The sequence below is a fragment of the Neolewinella aurantiaca genome, assembly GCF_008014675.1.
GTDB classification, from domain to species: Bacteria; Bacteroidota; Bacteroidia; order Chitinophagales; family Saprospiraceae; genus Neolewinella; species Neolewinella aurantiaca.
The window spans coordinates 48,593-66,282 of the sequence record NZ_VOXD01000012.1 but is presented as its reverse complement, the minus strand read 5'-3'; the positions used below and the strand labels follow the sequence as shown (position 1 = coordinate 66,282).

Genomic DNA, 17,690 nt, shown 5'->3' with positions numbered 1-17,690 from the left:
AAAACCAACTTCTTCCTTGGCTAAGAGCATCTCCCGTAAAATCTTAAAAGTCTTACTCTGGACTTTTGGCATCATCATGATGCTCCTGCTGCTGGTGTTCCTGCTGCTGCAACTTCCCGCAGTGCAACAGGGAGTTGCCCGCCAGGTACAGGAAATTGCTGCCAGCAGCCTTGGCACGGATGTAGGAATCGGTGGGTTGGACATCGATTTTCCCAGTCGTATTGAGTTGGATGACGTATACGTCAATAACCCAGCCGGAGACAGCATCCTGAGGGTAGGCCACCTGGGCGTGGGCATCAACATGTGGGGGCTAGTGAGCTCAAAGGTGCAGGTCTCTGATATCATCCTTAAGGACGTCTTCGCAAACGTGGTTACTACCGATAGCAGCTCCAACATCCAATTCCTGCTGGATATGGCAACTACTCCCGACTCAACAGCCTCAGCCACCGTGTCGGATACGACAACTGCTGCAGGATGGGTCATCGAAGCAAGCGGTACCGAGCTCCTGCTGGAACGGACCAATATCTATTATCAGGACGACCCCACAGGAATTCTGGCTGACCTCGAAGCCCGCCGCCTTGCCGGAAAAACGAACGAAGTGAACCTCGAAACAATGAGGTTCGATATCGATTACCTGGAACTGGACGGAACAAACGCCCTGGTTGGTATTGGCGCAGGTACTGCACCTGTGGATACGACCGCTGCTACGCCCGCCGCAGCGATGCAACTCATCGCCGGCCGGGTTACGATCCAGGAAACGGACTTTGACCTCCGGATGGAAGAAATGGAAATAAAAACCGGCTTGCCCTACGTAAACCTGGAAGGCGCTAACCTCAATCTGGGGGATTCACTCAGCTTTCAGGGGGAGCTCTTCCAAACAACTAACCTGGCTTTCCGGATGGATACACCCGCCCCGAAACAGGAAGGACCAGGGATAGATTACAACCATCTGGCTTTAACCGACATCCAGGCTGAGGCAACCGACATTGCTTATGTAGTCGATTCATTGCACCTGCGTTTGCGCCAACTCGCGGCTAAAGAAAAAAGCGGACTTGACCTGCAACGTACCGACGGAACAGTGATCTACACCCCGGAATACCTCGTCCTGGACAAGTTTACCATCAAGACTGGTAACAGCCAACTGGTGAGTGACCTCACTGAGGTTCAGTATAATTTTGCGGGTGGGGCAGACCTGAGCGAAATGATTGCCCGTCTGCAACTCGACGGTTTTTTGGGGCTGAAAGACATTGCCTACGTTGCTCCGCAAATGCTTGATATACCGGTGGTTGGAACTAACCTCGGCCAGAAGGTGAATTTCTCCGTCCGGGCCAACGGCACCATGGCCGCCATGGAGCTGAGCCGGGTGCAACTGGATGGCCCCGGAGTGAAAGTCCGTGCTTCCGGACGCATCGAAAATGCGCTGGATATGAAACGGATCGCCGGACGGCTGAACCTGCGCGAGTTCAGTGTTACGCCGGGGCCACTGCTCCCTTTGTTGCCCGATGGTATGTTGCCGCCCGACATCGACTGGCCCACAAAGGTCGTTGCAGAAGGCAACGCAGAATACCGTAACGACCAACTACAACTCAACCTCTACGCCATCGAAAATCGCCAGTTTGGTAACGGACTGCAAAGTCGAATCCGAACCAGCGGCGTGATTGATGGGGTACAAGGTTTTCCCAGTACCCGCCTGAACGTTGAGCTGGATACTTTGCTGGCAACCAGGCCCACCATCCTCGCTTACCTGCCTCCCGGAACACTCCCCGAGGATTACAGAATCCCCGACTTCGTGCGGGGCAGCGGCACCGTCTCCGGCCCGATGGAGGACCTGGACGTCAACCTCCGGCTGAACCTGCCCGGAGAAGAAACCTTCGCCCGCATCAACGGAAACATCAAAAATGCGCTCGAACCGGAGAACCTGAACCTCGACCTGGAGGTGAGCGATCTGGCCATCAATATTGACGACGTAACGGCAATTCTGCCCGACAGCATGCTGCCTTCCAACCTGAATATTCCTGACCTGAGGGTGAGGAATGCGAAGATCTCCGGCTCGCTGACTAACCTTGTTTTCTCGGTTCCTCTGGAAACCGACAACGGCAACTGGCAACTTGAGGGCAAGTACGATCCCGAAGACCTGAACGTAGACCTCGCCATTCAGGGCGTCCGGGTGCCAGATCTCTTCACGGGGCCGGTAAGTGACAGCCTCCGGGCGCTGGATCTTGGACCCGTCGACATCACCGCCAGCGTCACCGGCCAGCTCGAACCCGGCATGAACTTACTCGTCGATGCTACCATCGGGGGAACCGGTGCTGAGCAGTGGGCTGATTTCAACGCTTTGGTTCAGGACAACAATTACGAAGCCGACTTCAACTTCACACACCCTGCTTTTATGGCGCAGGGCGCAGGTGCATACTCCGTTGATGAAGACAGTGTTGCATCGGTGGAAGCCCAGGTTACGCTGAAACGAATAGACCTCCAGCAATGGGAGATCACGGAAGAGCCGATGCTGCTCAGAGGGAGCCTCGTTGCCCGCAGCAAAGGCCTGGACCCGTACAACCTCGATGCATACGTAAGGTTAGACAGCGTCTTCCTGCGTGGTGCCCAGGGCAGGAGCTTCGTTGACAGCATGGCCATTACTGCAAGCATGCACGACTGGGACAACGAAATATACGTCCGTTCCGATGTGATGGATGCAGAGCTTATTGGCCGCTTCGATCCTCTGAAGACACCCGAAAAACTGACGCAGTTCGTAATGGCTTACTGGGAGGAAGACCTGCGTCAGCCGATCCCCGTAGAGAACGGCAGCGAACTTGATTTCGTCCTCGACCTCAAGCGCCCTCAGCCACTTACGGGAGGCCTTATCGATGGCCTTACCGAACTGTCGCCGATGAAGATGTCGCTGCTCTACCGGGATGCGACCCCTTCCTTGCTCTTCAACATGGACCTCAAAAATATAAACTATGCCGGGGTCGAAGCGAGCGATCTCGCCCTGCGGGTCATCGGAGATACGGCTGCGCTGAATTTCGAGGCCGATTGGTCCGACATCAACTACAACGATCAGGTAGATCTCGGTAAGACCCGGCTCTCGGGTGAAACGGTGAATGACGAAATTCTGGTAGAACTGAAAATGTATACTCCGGCCGATAGTTTGCGCCACTATCTGGGTCTTTACGTCGATCCGGAAACGGATGCCATCAGGGCCCATTTTGAAGAGGAACAAATTCTTAATTTCGAAACGTGGACGGTACCCGGCGAAAACCTGATTACGCTGATCGGGGACTCCCTGATGATCAGTGATTTTGCGCTGCAAAATGGAAGACAGTCGCTCAGGGCCGAAACCTCCGACCCCGGAGACATCGAGGTGGTCTTCACCGATTTTAACCTCAACACCCCAAGCCGCCTCGTCTTCCCCGACGAAGAAGTAGCCGGAGGAATCCTGAACGGTTCGGTCGGGCTTGATAACGTAATGACCAACCCCGGCCTGAATACCGATTTACGTATCGATGACCTGAGTTGGGCCGGGCAACGGCTCGGACTTCTGGAAGCAAACGCAACGACGAGCGACGAGCAGAATTACCTGGTAGACGTGAGCCTCACGGAAGCAGGAAATAACGCAACCGTGAAGGGCAACGTATCTCTGGACGGGCCGATAAGCCTGATTGCGGATGTGAAAAAACTGCAGCTTGAGTCCGCAGAACCTTTTAGCCTGGGCTTCCTGACCCAATCGGAGGGCTACCTGACGGGGAAGGTAAACATCGGTGGCACCGCCACCGCGCCCGATCTCGATGGCCAGTTGAAGTTCGTTGATGCAAGCTTGGTGATCAGTCTCCTCGGAGAGCGTTTCAGAGTGGGAGACGAATCAATATTTTTCGACAACAGTGTCTTCAACTTTGGTAACAGCTTCAAAATCTACGACAGCGAGAACGGATCGGCAGTTGTGAGTGGTGAGGTAAGACTAGGAGATTTCAGCAACGTTGAGCTGGATATGCTCGTGGTCGCCGATGACTTCATCGCCATCAACTCTACTAGAAAGGACAACGAGCTTTACTACGGAAAAATGTCCGTTGATGCCCGCGTGGAAATAACAGGAACGGCAACCGTTCCTGTGCTGGACATAGTTGCCACAACCAATGACGATTCAGAGATAACGTACGTCTATACCATCCCGGGAGAAGGACTGGTTGAATCCGAAGGGGTGGTCATTTTCTCCGAGCGGTACCAATGGAGAGACATCATCCGGAGAGATATTCTGCAGGCGGACAGCGTATACAGCGAGCGGGCGGGCATCCGTATGACGATGGACCTCGACGTCCGGCCCAACCTGGAAGTGACGGTTATCGTCGATCCGGTTTCGGGGCAGAAGTTTGTCGGTAGGGCGGAAGGAAACCTGACGATGGAGATGTTTCCGGACGGACGGCAGGAAGCCGTTGGGAGAGTCGAACTTGTAGAAGGGACGTACGACTTCATCTACCAGAAAATCATCAACAAGAAGTTCGATATCCTGAAAGGAAGCTCGGTAAACTTCACTGGAGACCTGATCAACCCTCAGCTTGACCTGAAAATCCGATACCTGGCTAAAACATCACCACTCGCCCTGGTGCAGGGGGTCATGGGTGAAGGAGCCGACGTCACGGGCCTGCGGAGAAGCCAAACGTTCTATGTGGATGTTGGCCTTGAGGGCGACTTGCAGGGCAGCCGGATCGTTACCGATGTAACCTACCCCGAAGATGCCTACGGGAACCTGGGCCTTAGCTCGATCAGTGATGCACTGGGTACCATCCGGCAGGATGACAGCCGGATGACGGCGACTGCGTTCCAGCTACTGGCCTTCAATAGTTTCAATGTGCCTCTGCTGGACCAAAGCTCGGGGGCAAACGACAACCTCGTAAATACTACCATCACGCAGCTGATGGATAATTACCTCAACAGCTTCGCCGACCAGCTGATCGGCTTTGTTGAACTCGATTTCGGTCTCGACAGCTATGAGAATGAGTCGACCGGAGAAACGGAAACGAACCTGAGGCTCAGCCTCCGGAAAGCGCTCTTCGATGAGCGGGTGATCATCAGCGTCGACGGGGTAGCGGGTACCTCGGAAGACGAACTCGCGGGTACCAACCAAACGTACCTCGACAATATCACCGCCGAATACCTGATCAATGAAGATGGTAGTTTCAGGCTTAAATTCTTCAACGACCGTGATCAGGACATTCTGGTAGGAGGGAACGTAATCAGATTTGGGGGACGGCTGACTTTCTCTAAGGACTTTGACAAGATCCGCTGGTTCGGAAAAAAACGATAATTGATGAAAAGCGTACCAGGAAAACCACTCTTTGCACCCGCGCTCCGTCGCCCCGGATTTGGTCTGGCGCGAACCTTCGTGAACGCTATTGCCTTTTGTGGAATTATGATCTGGCTATCTTCCTGCTCCGTCAGCAAGTACATCCCCGAAGGTGAATACCTGTACCGCGGTGCAGCGGTAAACATTGAAGCGCCGGAAGGGGTAGACGTCGCCGAACTAACCACCGAAGTAAACGCTACCCTCAACAACAATACTAATAACAAAAACTTCATTCTGGGGTATTACCAGATTTGGAGATGGTACCGCTGGCAGGAAAAAGCAGCTGAAAAGCCGGAAAAATACGAGGATAAAGACCCGAAGGGAACCGCGCCGATCTTCTACAACGAGGCGCTGGTGGAGAGCGTAAATACACTGATGGAAAACCGGGCCTCCAACAACGGATATTTCAACAACGAAGCTGATTTTACGCTGGATACCCTCACTGATCCTCCCGAAATTTCGGCAGACTATACACTGACCGTCGGCAGACCGTACACCATCGATTCGCTGCGTCGCTTCTGGACCGACTCCTCGGTTTCCCGCATCGTGGAAGCGAGCCTGGCCGAAAAGACGCTCCTGAAACGAGGAGCCCGTTATGACCTGGACCTCATCAAAGCCGAACGGCAACGGTGGGAAACCCAACTGCGCAACGCTGGCTATTACTATGCCCGGGCCGACGATTTCGTTTTTCTTGCCGATACCGTCGGGGGAGACCATCAGGTAAATATGCTGCTGAAACTGAAGGATGATACGCCTCCGTCTCACCTCTACCCGCAGCGGATTTCGGCCATCAACGTGTATCCCAACGTCAATCCGCGGGATACTACCCGCCGTTTCCTGGCCGACACCGTGAAAATCGGCGGGCTCAATGTGTTGTGCGACGACTGTCCGCTCCGCCCAAAAATCGTGGACGAAGCGTTCGCCCAGGAAAGCGGCGACCTTTACAGTCCGGTTGAGCACGATAAAACCCTGCGCCGGCTGGTGAACTACAACACCTTCCGCTACATCAGCATGAGCTATGATCCCTTGCCGGGAACCGACAGCCTGCTGACCCTGAACGCGACCATGCAGCCGCGGCTTCAGCGCCGGTTTGAGGGAGAGTTTGGCCTGACGTACAACAACGCCCGCTATTTTGGCCCTAACGTCCACCTGGCCTACATCAACCGCAACCTGCTGAAGGGAGCGGAACTGCTCCGGCTGGAAGGAGACTTCAGTTACGCCATTAGTTCGGGAAGCGATGTTCGGGTGCCGCGCAGCGGCATCTACGGGCTCACTGCAACCCTGGAGGTTCCCCGGCTGTGGATGCCCAAACGACGAAAAATCATTCCCCGCGTGATGACGAGCGGAACGGTGATTAGCCTGGGCGGTAAAATGGAAAACCTGAGTCTGCGACTGTCGGGCTTCTCGTCGGAAATAGCGACCAACCAGCTCGATGAGCTTTCGGCCCAGGTGGAGGAAGACCCCGATGCAATGGAATCCATCAGCCTCATTCAATTGAGCGGAAAGTTCGGGTACACCTGGAGACGGAGAATCGCGAAGTCTCACGCCCTTTACCCAATCAACATCCGCTTTCAGGATCCCCGGGTCAGTACGCCGCAGTTGCTCGATCTGGCCCGCGAACTGGGCGTTGCGCCCGGTGCTGAAAACGGAGCCAGCCGCTTCGACCGGATGATTGTTTTTTCTCCGAACTATATCCTCACTTACGACGACAGAAAGAAGGGGTTGAAAACCCATAACCTGTTTTGGCAGCAATCCGTAGCGATGAGTTTCAATACCATTTTTCCGGTTGGGACCCAGGCTGAATTTTTGGATTCAGAACGTAGCATTTATCCGCAGTTGGAAACCGACCTCCGCTATTACCTGACCTTCAATAAGCGCCAGCAATTCGCCGCAAGGTTGCACGTCGGGGCAGCCGTTCCGATTACCGAACGGGCCATTGTCCCGTATTTCGACCTGTACTCGATCGGTGGGCCGAACAGCCTTCGTGGCTTCTCGCCACGTGAATTGGGACCGGGCCGGAGCGCGCCTCAGGGCGCCAACCTGCTCTCTTCGGGCGGGTACGGAAACGTGATCTTCGAAACGAGTTTCGAGTTTCGGCAGCGGCTCAATTCAATGATCGAGATTGCTCCTTTCTTCGACGCCGGAAACATCTGGACCTACAAAACAGAAACGGAGCCCCTGAACACTGACTTCACGACCTCAACATTCCTGGACGAGCTGGCCTTCGATGCGGGCCTGGGCTTTCGTTTCGATCTCCAGTTCCTGATCCTGCGCGTAGACATAGCGAAACCGCTGCGTGTCCCTTACGAAGACCCGCTGTCGGATCAGGTGCCACCGTATCAGGACGCGGGAGAAGTTCCGGATAAATCCCTCCGTTTTGTACTGGCCTTCGGGTATCCTTTTTAGGCGCGATCGCAGGTGCAAAGCAGGTTGGTCAGAGCTGGAGACTCTGCTTCAAAATCCGGACAGCCTCCTTCAGTTCTGTTTCCGTGCTCGAGGCGAAGCCGAGTCGGGTAGCGTTCCATTTTTTTCCGTAGGGAGCTCCGCTGGAGAAGCTCAGGCCGAGGTTGAAAGCCCGCTTGCTGGCAGCCTCCATGTCAATGTCTTCCCGGAAACGGGTCCAGATCGCCATTCCTCCGTCGGGTACTTTAAAACTGGTTGCCGCGCCCAATTCTTTGGTCAATAAGCGGGCCAGGACGTCCCGCCGTTTCTGGTAGACGCCTTTGGCGCGCCGCAGCGAGCGCGGCAGTACATCGAGCCGGAAGAGCTCGAGCAGCGCGTGCTCCAATGTGGGGTCGCCCTGCCGGTCAACGATGCGGCGGATTTTGGTGAGCTCATCGATCAGGGCGGGGTTCCCCACCATGTAACCCACCCGGAAAGCAGGGGAGATCGCTTTGGTGAACGAGCCGGCGTACAGCAATAACCCATCGTGGCGGGCACTCGCCAGCGGCATGATCGGCACGTTGCCGTAGTGGAAATCAAAATCGTAATCATCCTCAAAAACATAGACGCCGTTGGCCCGCGCCAGTTCCAATAACTGGATGCGCCGGGCAGCGGGCATGATCAGTGTCGTTGGGTATTGATGGTGGGGCGTGAGGTAAATCATCCGGACCTTATGCGTCGCCATTAACTCAGCGACGTGCTCGGTGTCGAGGCCTTTTTCATCGATCCGGGCCTGCAGGATTTCTCCGCCGTGAAAACGGATAGCATTGTTGCCGTTGGCCCAGTTCAGTTCGGGGACGATCACTTTGTCGCCCGGCTTTAGCAGTGCAGTTAGCGTGAGGTGGAAGGCGTGCGTTACGCCCCGGGTGAGCAGTATATGATCGGCCGTAACCATCAAACCCCGCGTTTTAGACAGGTAGCCGGCAATGGCCTCCCGCAGCGGACGAATGCCCTGGGGCGAGGCGTAGCCGAGGCGATGATACTGGTTGCCCCGGCGGAGGGCGGATTTCCAGGCGCGCTCCAGTTCTACGAAGGGAATCAGGCGGGGATCGGGCAGGCCATCGTCCAGGTGATAAGGCAGATGAGTGACCGACTCGGCCATCGTCATATATTCGGGCAGGTGAAGCTCCGCCGGAGGCGAGGGGGCGTTTGTTTCCGGAAGCGAGGTCAGGAGTTGTTCCGCTCCGGTTTCGGGCAGGTCGTCGGAAACAAAAGTACCACGTCCGGTAGCGGTATAAATCCAATCCTGAAGAGCGAGTGCTTCGTAGGCATGAACAACGCTTTTCCGGTGGATGCCAAGTTGTTTGCTCAACTGACGCGTACTTGGTAACCGGGCTCCGCTCAGCAGGTAGCCCTGCTGAATCTGATCGATGATCTGATCGCTGAGTTGGCGGTAGTGGGGTAGGGGAGCATCGCGGTCTATGATCAGGTTCTTAAGCATATCGTTTGTTCCTGAGAAATAATTGCCCTGTGGCTGATGGCATGATCTAAATACAAGCCTTTCAACGATAAATGTTGAATGGACTACAATTGTTGTCGGAATTGGAGGGCTAAGGTAGTCCGCTTTGCTCATAGTTTTGTGAAGTTGTGAAAATTGAATCCTCACACTATAACAATCCTTGCATCCTGCGCCCGCGCCGGAAAAGTTGCCTGTGGTAGATTTTTCTTACGCGGCAGCAAACTAATCAACCCAGTAAAATGAACCGAGATTCCCGGACCGTCCCTTCCCGTTACCCGAAGCGCGCCCACGAAGATGCCGCTACCATTTACCCCATTCTGGATGAAGCTCTGTTCTGCACAATGAGTTTTGTTTGGGAGGGGCGAGTGCGCTCTATTCCCCAATCTGTTGTCCGAATGGACAATGCGGTGTACTTCCATGCTTCAGTTGGTAGTCATTTCTTCCGCAGTCTGGCCCAACTCGACGAGGTGTGCATTACGGTCACTTTGGCCGACGACATCGTGGTTGCCAAAACCGCCTTCAACCACAGCATAAATTATCGCTCCGTTGTAATGTGGGGTAAGCCCGAGGTGGTTGAGGATTACAACGAAAAGTACGCCGCCTTCAAAACCCTCACCGAAAAAATGGTGCCCGGTAGCTGGGATTACCTCCTGCCGATGACCGATAAGCAGATGGCCAAAACAATGGCCATCAAAGTGCCCATCACCGAAGCTTCCGCGAAGGTGCGTCAGGGGCCGCCGTCAGACGTAGAGAGTACTGAGCCAATCTGGACGGGTCTGATCCCGATCAAGCCGCTGAAAGGCGAGCCCATTCCTGGCCCTGATGCGGTGGGAATTGCGCTGCCGGAGCATTTGCGGTAGGCTTTTCTCCCACTCGCTTTTCCACTCGCCAGTCGAATTCTTTTTTGCTCCATCCAGAAGGTGGCTTACTATACCACTGCTGAGAGTCGGGCAACTTGTGGGAGATACCTGGTGATGCTGAGGCAAAAAAGTTCGCCTGTCGAGTTGGGTTGCTGGTTTAGTTGGTTAGCATCAATCGGTTGAACTGGCGAGTTTCTCCTCACTTGTTCTTCCACTCGCCGAGTTGGGTTGCTTAGGCTAAACTCGACAGGCGAACTTTTTCGCGCCCTTTTTGACGAAGCTTTTCTCAGGGGATCAAGTCGTATAGCTTTGAGTAAAGGTCTCACCAGCTGACGAAGGCGAAAAAGGATTCGACTGGCGAGTTTCTCTCCGGTTGTTTTCCCACTCGGCAGTCGAATTCTTTTTTGCTCCATCCAAAAGGATGCCAACTATACCACTGCTGAGAGTCGGGCAACTTGCCGGAAAAACCTGATGATGCTGAAGCAAAAAAGTTCGCCTGTCGAGTTGGGTTGCTGGTTTAGTTGGTTAGCATCAATCGGTTGAACTGGCGAGTTTCTCCTCACTTGTTCTTCCACTCGCCGAGTTGGGTTACTTAGGCTAAACTCGACAGGCGAACTTTTTCGCGCCCTTTTTGACGAAGCTTTTCTCAGGGGATCAAGTCGTGTAGCTTTGAGCAAAGGTCTCACCATCTGACGAAGGCGAAAAAGGATTCGACTGGCGAGTTTCTCTCCACTTGTTCTTCCACTCGCCAGTCGAATTCTTTTTTGCTCCATCCAAAAGGATGCTAACTATACCACTGCTGAGGGTCGGGCAACTTGCCGGAGATACCTGATGATGCTGAGGCAAAAAAGTTCGCCTGTCGAGTTGGGTTGCTGGTTTAGTTGGTTAGCATCAATCGGTTGAACTGTCGAGTTTCCCTCCGTTTGCTTTCCCACTCGCCTGTCGAATTCTTTTTTGCTCCATCCAAAAGGTGGCTAACTATACCACTGCTGAGAGTCGGGCAACTTGCCGGGAAAACCTGATGATGCTGAAGCAAAAAAGTTCGCCTGTCGAGTGGGGTTACTTAGGCCAAACTCGACAGGCGAACTTTTTCGACTGGCGAGTTTTCTCTCCACTTGTTCTCCCACTCGCCTGTCGAGTTGGGTTACTTAGGCCAAACTCGACAGGCGAACTTTTTCGCACCCTTTTTGACGAAGCTTTTCTCAGGGGATCAAGTCGTGTAGCTTTGAGTAAAGGTCTCATCAGCTGACGAAGGCGAAAAAGGATTCGACTGGCGAGTTTCCCTCCGTTTGCTTTTCCACTCGCCAGTCGAATTCTTTTTTGCTCCATCCAAAAGGATGCCAACTATACCACTGCTGAGAGTCGGGCAACTTGCCGGAGATACCTGATGATGCTGAGGCAAAAAAGTTCGCCTGTCGAGTTGGGTTGCTGGTTTAGTTGGTTACTCCTTCACCAACCGGCTTACAAAGAACCCATCGAATCCTTCTACCTGTGGTAAAAAGGTGTGTTTATGCTCCAGCGTCCAGCCTTCCCCGGCGGGTGAGGCGAGGAAAGCATCGACCTGAGCATCGTTCTCCTGCGGAAGAATAGAACAAGTGGCGTAAACCATTTTGCCTCCCGGCTTTACCATCCGGCTGTAGCTGGTGATGATCTCAGTTTGCTCCTTAACCACACGATCAATAAAATCCTGGCTGAGCTTCCATTTTGCATCAGGGTTACGACGCAACACCCCGAGCCCCGAGCAGGGAACGTCGAGCAGCAGCCGGTCAGCTTTGCCGGACAGGCGTTTGATCACTTTGGTAGAAGTGATGGGGCGTGTTTCCAGGTTGGAAACGCCGTTGCGGCGGGCGCGTTTTTTTAGTTCGTTCAGCTTCCACTCGTGGATGTCGAGACTGATGAGGCGGCCTTTGTTTTGCATCAGAGCCGCAAGGTGAAGCGATTTGCCCCCTGCGCCTGCGCAGGCATCGATTACGGTTTGGCCAGGTTCTACTTCCAGAGTAGGCGCAGCCTGCTGACTGCTAAAATCCTGAACTTCAAACAGGCCCTGTTTGAAGGCCTTGGTGGCAAAGAGGTTTTTACGCTCGGTTACAAGCAACCCGTTGGCCGAAATAGGTTCTGTACCAATGCCATCGGAAGCCAGAACCCCGGCAAGTTCTTCGGGAGTGGTCTTCAGGGTGTTGGCCCGCAGGGCCACCGGTGCCTGCTCGTTGAGAGCGGCGAGGGTACTGGTCCAGAGTTCCTCGCCTAGTTGTTCCTCGCCAACTTTGTCGAGCCAGTCCGGGATGGATTCGCGCAGCGCGCGAATGGCTTTGGCTTCGTCCCAGCGGCTTTTCAGTTCTTCTTCATCGAAGTCACCGAACTCACGCCATTCGGGGAGTTCGTAACCTTCGCTCAGCAGGTGAATACCGATAAGCCGCCACCAGTCTTCGCGTTTCTTAGGTTTGGAGCCTCCCATCACGTGCCGCAGGAGCCGGTAGTTGCGGACAACCCCGTAGGTGTGCTCCGCGATAAAGGCGCGGTCTTTGCTGCCACGCCGCTTATCGGCCTGGAGCACGCGGGCGATTTCGCGGTCGGCGTACTTGTTTTCTCCGAAGATGTTACTCAGGGCTTCGGCGATTGCTTCTATGTGGGCGGGGTATAATCTGTCCATTAAGCGCAAAGATATACCAAGGGCAGGCTTTTAGTTGCCTAACTTCTCTTTCAGTAGCGCCTGTGTTTCTTTTGGTCCGGCGCTGCCCTTACTCCGTTTCATCACTTCACCCATGAAAAAGCCGATAAGGCCTTTCTTCCCTTTTTGGTAGGCGGTAACTTTATCCGGGTTTCGGGCAATCACCTCGTCAACCAGGCCGCTGAGGAAGTCTGCGTCAGTGTTCTGGATAAGCCCTAGTTTCTCGGCTCGCTGCATAGGATCTCCGGGCGACAACAAGAGGTCGGGGAGCAATTTGGCCGTAGCTACGGAAGCCGCGACATCTCCGGCGAGGATGAGTTCCTGAAAGCGGCCAATTTCTTCGGGGGAGAGGGGGAGCTCCGCAGGAGTTAAGCGTTCTTCGGTCAGCCAAGGCAGCAGTTTGTTGATCCAGAGCTTGGCAAGGTCACCCACGGACGGCGATTCGGCCGCGTAGGCAGTAAAAGCCTCAAAGACTTCCCGGTCTTCACTGAGTAATGCTGCGTCGTCCGGAGCGAGTTGATGTCTGAAAATCAACTGATCGTAAGCTTCCCAGGGCAGGATTCCGATTTCTTTGCGCACTTCTTCAATGAAGGCCTCCGTCAGCACTACTGGCGGCAGATCGGGGTCGGGGAAATAACGATAGTCGTGAGCGTCCTCTTTATCACGCAGGGCGCTGGTAGTGCCGGTTTCGGGGGCGAACTGCCTGGTTTGCTGCTGTACTTCTTTACCGCTCTCGATCAGTGCTATCTGACGTTCGACTTCGTAACTGACCGCCTGGCGGGCAAACTTCATCGAGTTCATATTCTTAACCTCACAACGAGTGCCGAATTCTTCCTGTCCTTCGGGGCGTACACTCACGTTTACGTCGCAGCGCAGGCTCCCTTCCTGCATATTTCCGTCGGATACGCCCAGCCAGCGTACGAGTTGGCGCATGCCGCTCATGAAAGCATCAACTTCCTCACCGGAGCGGAGGTCGGGGTCGGTGACGATTTCGAGCAGCGGTGTTCCTGCACGGTTCAGGTCGACCTTGGTGTAGGCTTCGCCCGCGGTATGAATGGATTTTCCGGCATCCTCCTCCATATGAATATGGTGGAGTTTTATGACCCGTGGTTCATTCTTTTCGGGCGCGGACGCAGGTGCAGGGGAAGTTGTCCGGATGGGTAATCCACCGCCTGTACAGATGGGTGTCTCGTCTTGCGTAATCTGGTAGCCTTTGGGCAGGTCCGCGTAGAAATAGTTTTTTCTGTCGAAGGTGCTGCGCCGACTGATCTTACATCCCAGGGCGAGGCCAAGCTTGACGGCGAAGCGGACCTGCTGCTCGTTGAGCATCGGCAGCGTGCCGGGGTAGCCCAGGGTGATCATGCTGATGTTGCGGTTGGGCTCATTCCCAAAACGGTTGCGGTCCGCGGCGAAAGCTTTGCTTTCGGTAGCTAGTTGGACGTGGGCCTCCAGGCCGATGACAGTTTCGTAGGTCGTAGACATAGCTCGCAAGGTACGTTCTGAGGATGGAATTATACCAGCTCCTGCGCTGCAAGCGGGCTCAACCTCTGATGGATTTACGATCGGTTTGGCGAACTAACCCCAGATTAATCAGGGGCCGGGAACGTGCTATCAAACTTACTGAAACCGCCTCTGCCTGGTTTTTTGGAGTGTTGTACGGAGTGTTTGTCTCAGGCTTTTGTAGTCAAATACAGACGACGCAGTATCTTCGCCCGAAATAAAGAAGCATGAAGAGCAAGCAAATCCTCGGTATCGTATTCACCATTGTTGGAGCCATCGGTCTGGCTGTGGGTGTAATGTCCGTTTTCAATAAAGGCCTGGCCTTCGGCCAGAACCCCTGGGGAGTGGCGATCATCGGCGGGATATTCTTCCTTACCGGAATGGGCCTCATGCGTACGGTCGGCAACTAGGCCGATAGCGTCAGCGGAACGTAGAATGTAGTGGGTAGAATGTAGCGGGTAGTACCGCATTGCGCCAGGGGCTACTCACTACACTCTACCTACTACGATCGTAACGTCTGTACGCCGGGCACTACCCACTACCTATACTACATTCTACCCACTACGAACGTAACGCCTGTACGCCGGGCACTACCCACTACATTCTACCTACTACATTCTACCCACTACCCATGTTCCTCCCACCAGGAATCCTGGCAGGACTCGAGTTCGTCGACGGAAAACCGTTGGCCGACCATCGGGCTGATCACGCAGTTCTCTTTGTCTGCTTTTCTGATGCGCTCCACGGGGTCAGACCAGGCGTGGTCGCTCAGGCTGAAAGCTCCCCAATGAATGGGTAGGAGTTTATCACCCCTGAGTTCGCGGTGAGCAACGAGGGCTTCCTCGGGTTGCATATGAACGTTCTTCCAGCGGTCGTGGTACTGCCCGCTGTCGAGCATAGTAAGATCGAACGGTCCAAGCCGTTCACCGATCATTTTAAAGTGTTGACCGTAGCCGCTGTCTCCACCAAAGAAGATGTTGTGGGCTGCCGTCTTAATGGCGAAGCCCGCCCACAGTGATTTATTACGCGTGCCCGGCGACCGGCCGCTGAAGTGGCGGGCCGGGGTAGCGGTGAAGGTGCAGCCGGCAAGTTCGGTGCTTTGCCACCAGTCCAGTTCGGTTATTTTATCGTTGGGGATGCCCCATTCCCGGAGGTGGGCGCCGAGGCCAAGCGGACAGAGGTAATGCTTCGCCCGGTCCTTGATGGCCATCAGGGTGTCGTAGTCCAGGTGGTCGTAGTGATCGTGGGAGTAGACGACGAGATCGATCTCTCCGATGTCTTGCAGCGGGTTGTAATCTTTGTAGGGGAAGCGGTGGCCCAGGAAAGGGACGGGAGCTACCCACTCACCGAGCATAGGGTCTAAAAGGATGGTATTACCCTGGGTCTCGAGCCGGAGAGCGGAATGACCGTACCAGGTCAGGATGTCTTTCGTCGGATCTGAAGGATCGTGGTGGTTAGGCAGGGAAACCGGCAAAGGCTGGGCCGGCTGGGTGTTTTTGGCCTTGATGTAGCCCACCAGGTCGCCGAAGAGGCTGCCGATGTCTTCCTGAAGGCGGGTTTTATCGAGGTTCCGGAAGGCGCCCAGCTTCCAGGCTACCGAGCCTTGCTTTTTAACGTATCGCATTGCACCTGCGTCCGCGCCGAATTGTGGGTCGTTGCGGAGCTTCCTGGCTACGTATGCAGTAGGAAGCGTAGCCAGGGCTAGTAACCAGTATCTTTTCATGGCTTATGCGGGATGGAACTTTACGTGAAATTTTTGCAGCAGACGGGCTTACAACCAGGCAAAGCAAGTAGGGCTGGGGACCTTCTTGAACGTGTGGTAATGGGTGAGTGCCCCCCGGGGATCTACCCGGAAAACACCTACGGTATGATCGGCGGTGTTGGCCGTTAGCAGCCACTCTCCGGAGGGGGAGAGGTTGAGGTCGCGCGGGCTCTCTCCACCACTCGGGTAGGTGTCACGCAGCACTATTTTCTTTGCTTTTTCGTCGATCCGTAAAGCGGTCACCACGCTGTAGGTACGGTCGCTGGTATAAATCATTTTGCCATTTGTACTAAGCCGAATGGCTGCGCCGGAAGCTTCGTCGAGCACCCGTTCGGGCAGGTAGTTCATCCGATTAGCCCGCAGGGGCTTCTCTCCGCTCAAGTCGATCAGGTGGACGTGACCAATGAGTTCGGCGTTGACAACGGCAAGCTGACCGTCGGGGTGTAAGGTGATGTGGCGGGGGCCTTGGTGCTCCTGAAAATCAAGCGCCAGCTCGGGGCGTTCCGTTAGGGTTCCGTCTTCAGCACGGTCAAATACCTTCAATTTGTCGTCGCCCTTATCGCAGAGGAAAACCTGCTCGCGCGCTTCGTGGTAAGCCGTGCAGTGCGCGTGCGGGCCGCGGTCGGTGTCCTCGGAGGAAAGCGCAATCGTCTGGATGATTTCACCGAGGCTTCCGTCTTCCTCGCGCCGGATAACGTGGAGGTGCCCACTCCCGTAGCTTGAAACGAGGACGGTGTTTTTCGCAAAACTGAGGTGGCACGGCCCGTCTCCGGGCAGGTCGACCTTGCCGAGGTCGTCAAACCAGACTTTGCCCTGCTTGCTGCGGTTGACTTTATGGGCGCTTACGCCAGCACCTTCGCCCTGATCGTTCTCGAGCGCTGCGTACACAACGCTCCGTTTCCGGTCCGTAATTACGTAGCTGGGGTTCTTCGCCGGAGTGAAGCCAAGGAACTGAATGCGGCCTTCAGACGGGAAGAAGTCGTAAACAGAAATACCCCGGGCTTTGCCCGGGGTGTCTTCGTCCATTCTTTCAGTGTAGCCACCGATTATTAGCATGTTGAGGTTGTTTTACTTTGCGGTTCTACGCGAAAGTAATACAACGAGGATTAGCAAAAGTACCTCAGCGAAGAAGAGAGCGAACTTTTGAGTTGTTTCCTATTGTCAGCCCTAATAAAGTTGAAACTGATACTTGCGCCCAGAATACCGGTAGCTGGCGAAAAAAATTAATGATGCAATCTTGGCGGTACTTGAAAGAGTTTGCTTTATCTGCTGACCTATACAACAGAGGAGCCTTCAGTATTAATAAAAATACTGAAGGCTAAAATGTCCAAACCTTGATTATTAAAGGGTTGAAAAAGAACTATTCAGTAATACTGGTTAACCATTTCTTCGGGAGATAGGTGTCTTGCCAGTATCATTGGTTGGATTATGGAGAAGAATAGAAGGAAGCCGAGGCCTATTACTATACATGTGGTAATAATAACTTTTTCCTGACTTGACAGAGAACGAAGATATGCTAACATGATATACATATTTTTTCTTGATTAGAGTCATTTGTGCCTAATCGATTGATTGTTAAAGATAGTTTTTTTACACCAAAAAACTACTATGGCCATCAGTTGTCAATCCATCCGCAGCGAAACGTATATATATTAAACATG

9 protein-coding genes are annotated in these 17,690 nt (G+C 54.2%); 4 read left to right on the top strand and 5 right to left on the bottom strand.

The features are described from left to right. The first annotated feature begins 16 nt into the window (after positions 1–16). On the top strand, positions 17–5,299 hold the full coding sequence (locus FUA23_RS09465; protein WP_147930498.1) for a translocation/assembly module TamB domain-containing protein: 5,283 nt from the start codon (positions 17–19) through the stop codon (positions 5,297–5,299). A gap of 3 nt (positions 5,300–5,302) precedes the next feature. Then, positions 5,303–7,744 (top strand): BamA/TamA family outer membrane protein, encoded by a 2,442-nt coding sequence (locus FUA23_RS09460; RefSeq protein ID WP_147930497.1) that lies wholly within the window; start codon positions 5,303–5,305, stop codon positions 7,742–7,744. A 28-nt stretch (positions 7,745–7,772) separates the two neighbouring features. Here FUA23_RS09460 and pdxR read toward each other — a convergent pair whose 3' ends face one another. Continuing rightward, on the bottom strand, positions 7,773–9,221 hold the full coding sequence (gene pdxR / locus FUA23_RS09455; RefSeq protein WP_187270951.1) for a MocR-like pyridoxine biosynthesis transcription factor PdxR: 1,449 nt from the start codon (positions 9,219–9,221) through the stop codon (positions 7,773–7,775). A 257-nt stretch (positions 9,222–9,478) separates the two neighbouring features. Here pdxR and FUA23_RS09450 point away from each other — a divergent pair, with 257 nt between their 5' ends. Further along, positions 9,479–10,099: a pyridoxamine 5'-phosphate oxidase family protein gene (locus tag FUA23_RS09450; RefSeq protein WP_147930495.1), complete on the top strand. Its 621-nt coding sequence runs from the start codon at positions 9,479–9,481 to the stop codon at positions 10,097–10,099. A 1,441-nt stretch (positions 10,100–11,540) separates the two neighbouring features. Here FUA23_RS09450 and FUA23_RS09445 read toward each other — a convergent pair. Beyond that, positions 11,541–12,749: an RsmB/NOP family class I SAM-dependent RNA methyltransferase gene (locus FUA23_RS09445; protein ID WP_147930494.1), complete on the bottom strand. Its 1,209-nt coding sequence runs from the start codon at positions 12,747–12,749 to the stop codon at positions 11,541–11,543. A gap of 30 nt (positions 12,750–12,779) precedes the next feature. Next, positions 12,780–14,249 (bottom strand): Asp-tRNA(Asn)/Glu-tRNA(Gln) amidotransferase subunit GatB, encoded by a 1,470-nt coding sequence (gatB, locus tag FUA23_RS09440; protein ID WP_147930493.1) that lies wholly within the window; start codon positions 14,247–14,249, stop codon positions 12,780–12,782. Between the two features lie 245 nt (positions 14,250–14,494). On the opposite strand from gatB, the gene FUA23_RS09435 reads away from it, so the two are divergent. After that, entirely contained in the window at positions 14,495–14,677 is a 183-nt protein-coding gene (locus FUA23_RS09435) for a hypothetical protein (RefSeq protein ID WP_147930492.1), read from the top strand. 215 nt (positions 14,678–14,892) lie between these two features. Here FUA23_RS09435 and FUA23_RS09430 read toward each other — a convergent pair whose 3' ends face one another. Further along, complete coding sequence (locus FUA23_RS09430) at positions 14,893–15,990, bottom strand: MBL fold metallo-hydrolase (RefSeq protein ID WP_147930491.1); 1,098 nt, start codon at positions 15,988–15,990, stop codon at positions 14,893–14,895. Between the two features lie 48 nt (positions 15,991–16,038). Then, a complete protein-coding gene (locus FUA23_RS09425; protein ID WP_147930490.1) occupies positions 16,039–17,085 on the bottom strand; it encodes a lactonase family protein in 1,047 nt (348 codons plus the stop codon). Positions 17,086–17,690: the final 605 nt, after the last annotated feature.

Bases quoted from the DNA above. Each gene is read 5' to 3' on its own strand.
- FUA23_RS09460 (WP_147930497.1), top strand. From the start codon at position 5,303: ATGAAAAGCGTACCAGGAAAACCACTCTTTGCACCCGCGCTCCGTCGC.
- pdxR (WP_187270951.1), bottom strand. From the start codon at position 9,221: ATGCTTAAGAACCTGATCATAGACCGCGATGCTCCCCTACCCCACTAC.
- FUA23_RS09450 (WP_147930495.1), top strand. From the start codon at position 9,479: ATGAACCGAGATTCCCGGACCGTCCCTTCCCGTTACCCGAAGCGCGCC.
- FUA23_RS09445 (WP_147930494.1), bottom strand. From the start codon at position 12,749: ATGGACAGATTATACCCCGCCCACATAGAAGCAATCGCCGAAGCCCTG.
- gatB (WP_147930493.1), bottom strand. From the start codon at position 14,249: ATGTCTACGACCTACGAAACTGTCATCGGCCTGGAGGCCCACGTCCAA.
- FUA23_RS09435 (WP_147930492.1), top strand. From the start codon at position 14,495: ATGAAGAGCAAGCAAATCCTCGGTATCGTATTCACCATTGTTGGAGCC.
- FUA23_RS09430 (WP_147930491.1), bottom strand. From the start codon at position 15,990: ATGAAAAGATACTGGTTACTAGCCCTGGCTACGCTTCCTACTGCATAC.
- FUA23_RS09425 (WP_147930490.1), bottom strand. From the start codon at position 17,085: ATGCTAATAATCGGTGGCTACACTGAAAGAATGGACGAAGACACCCCG.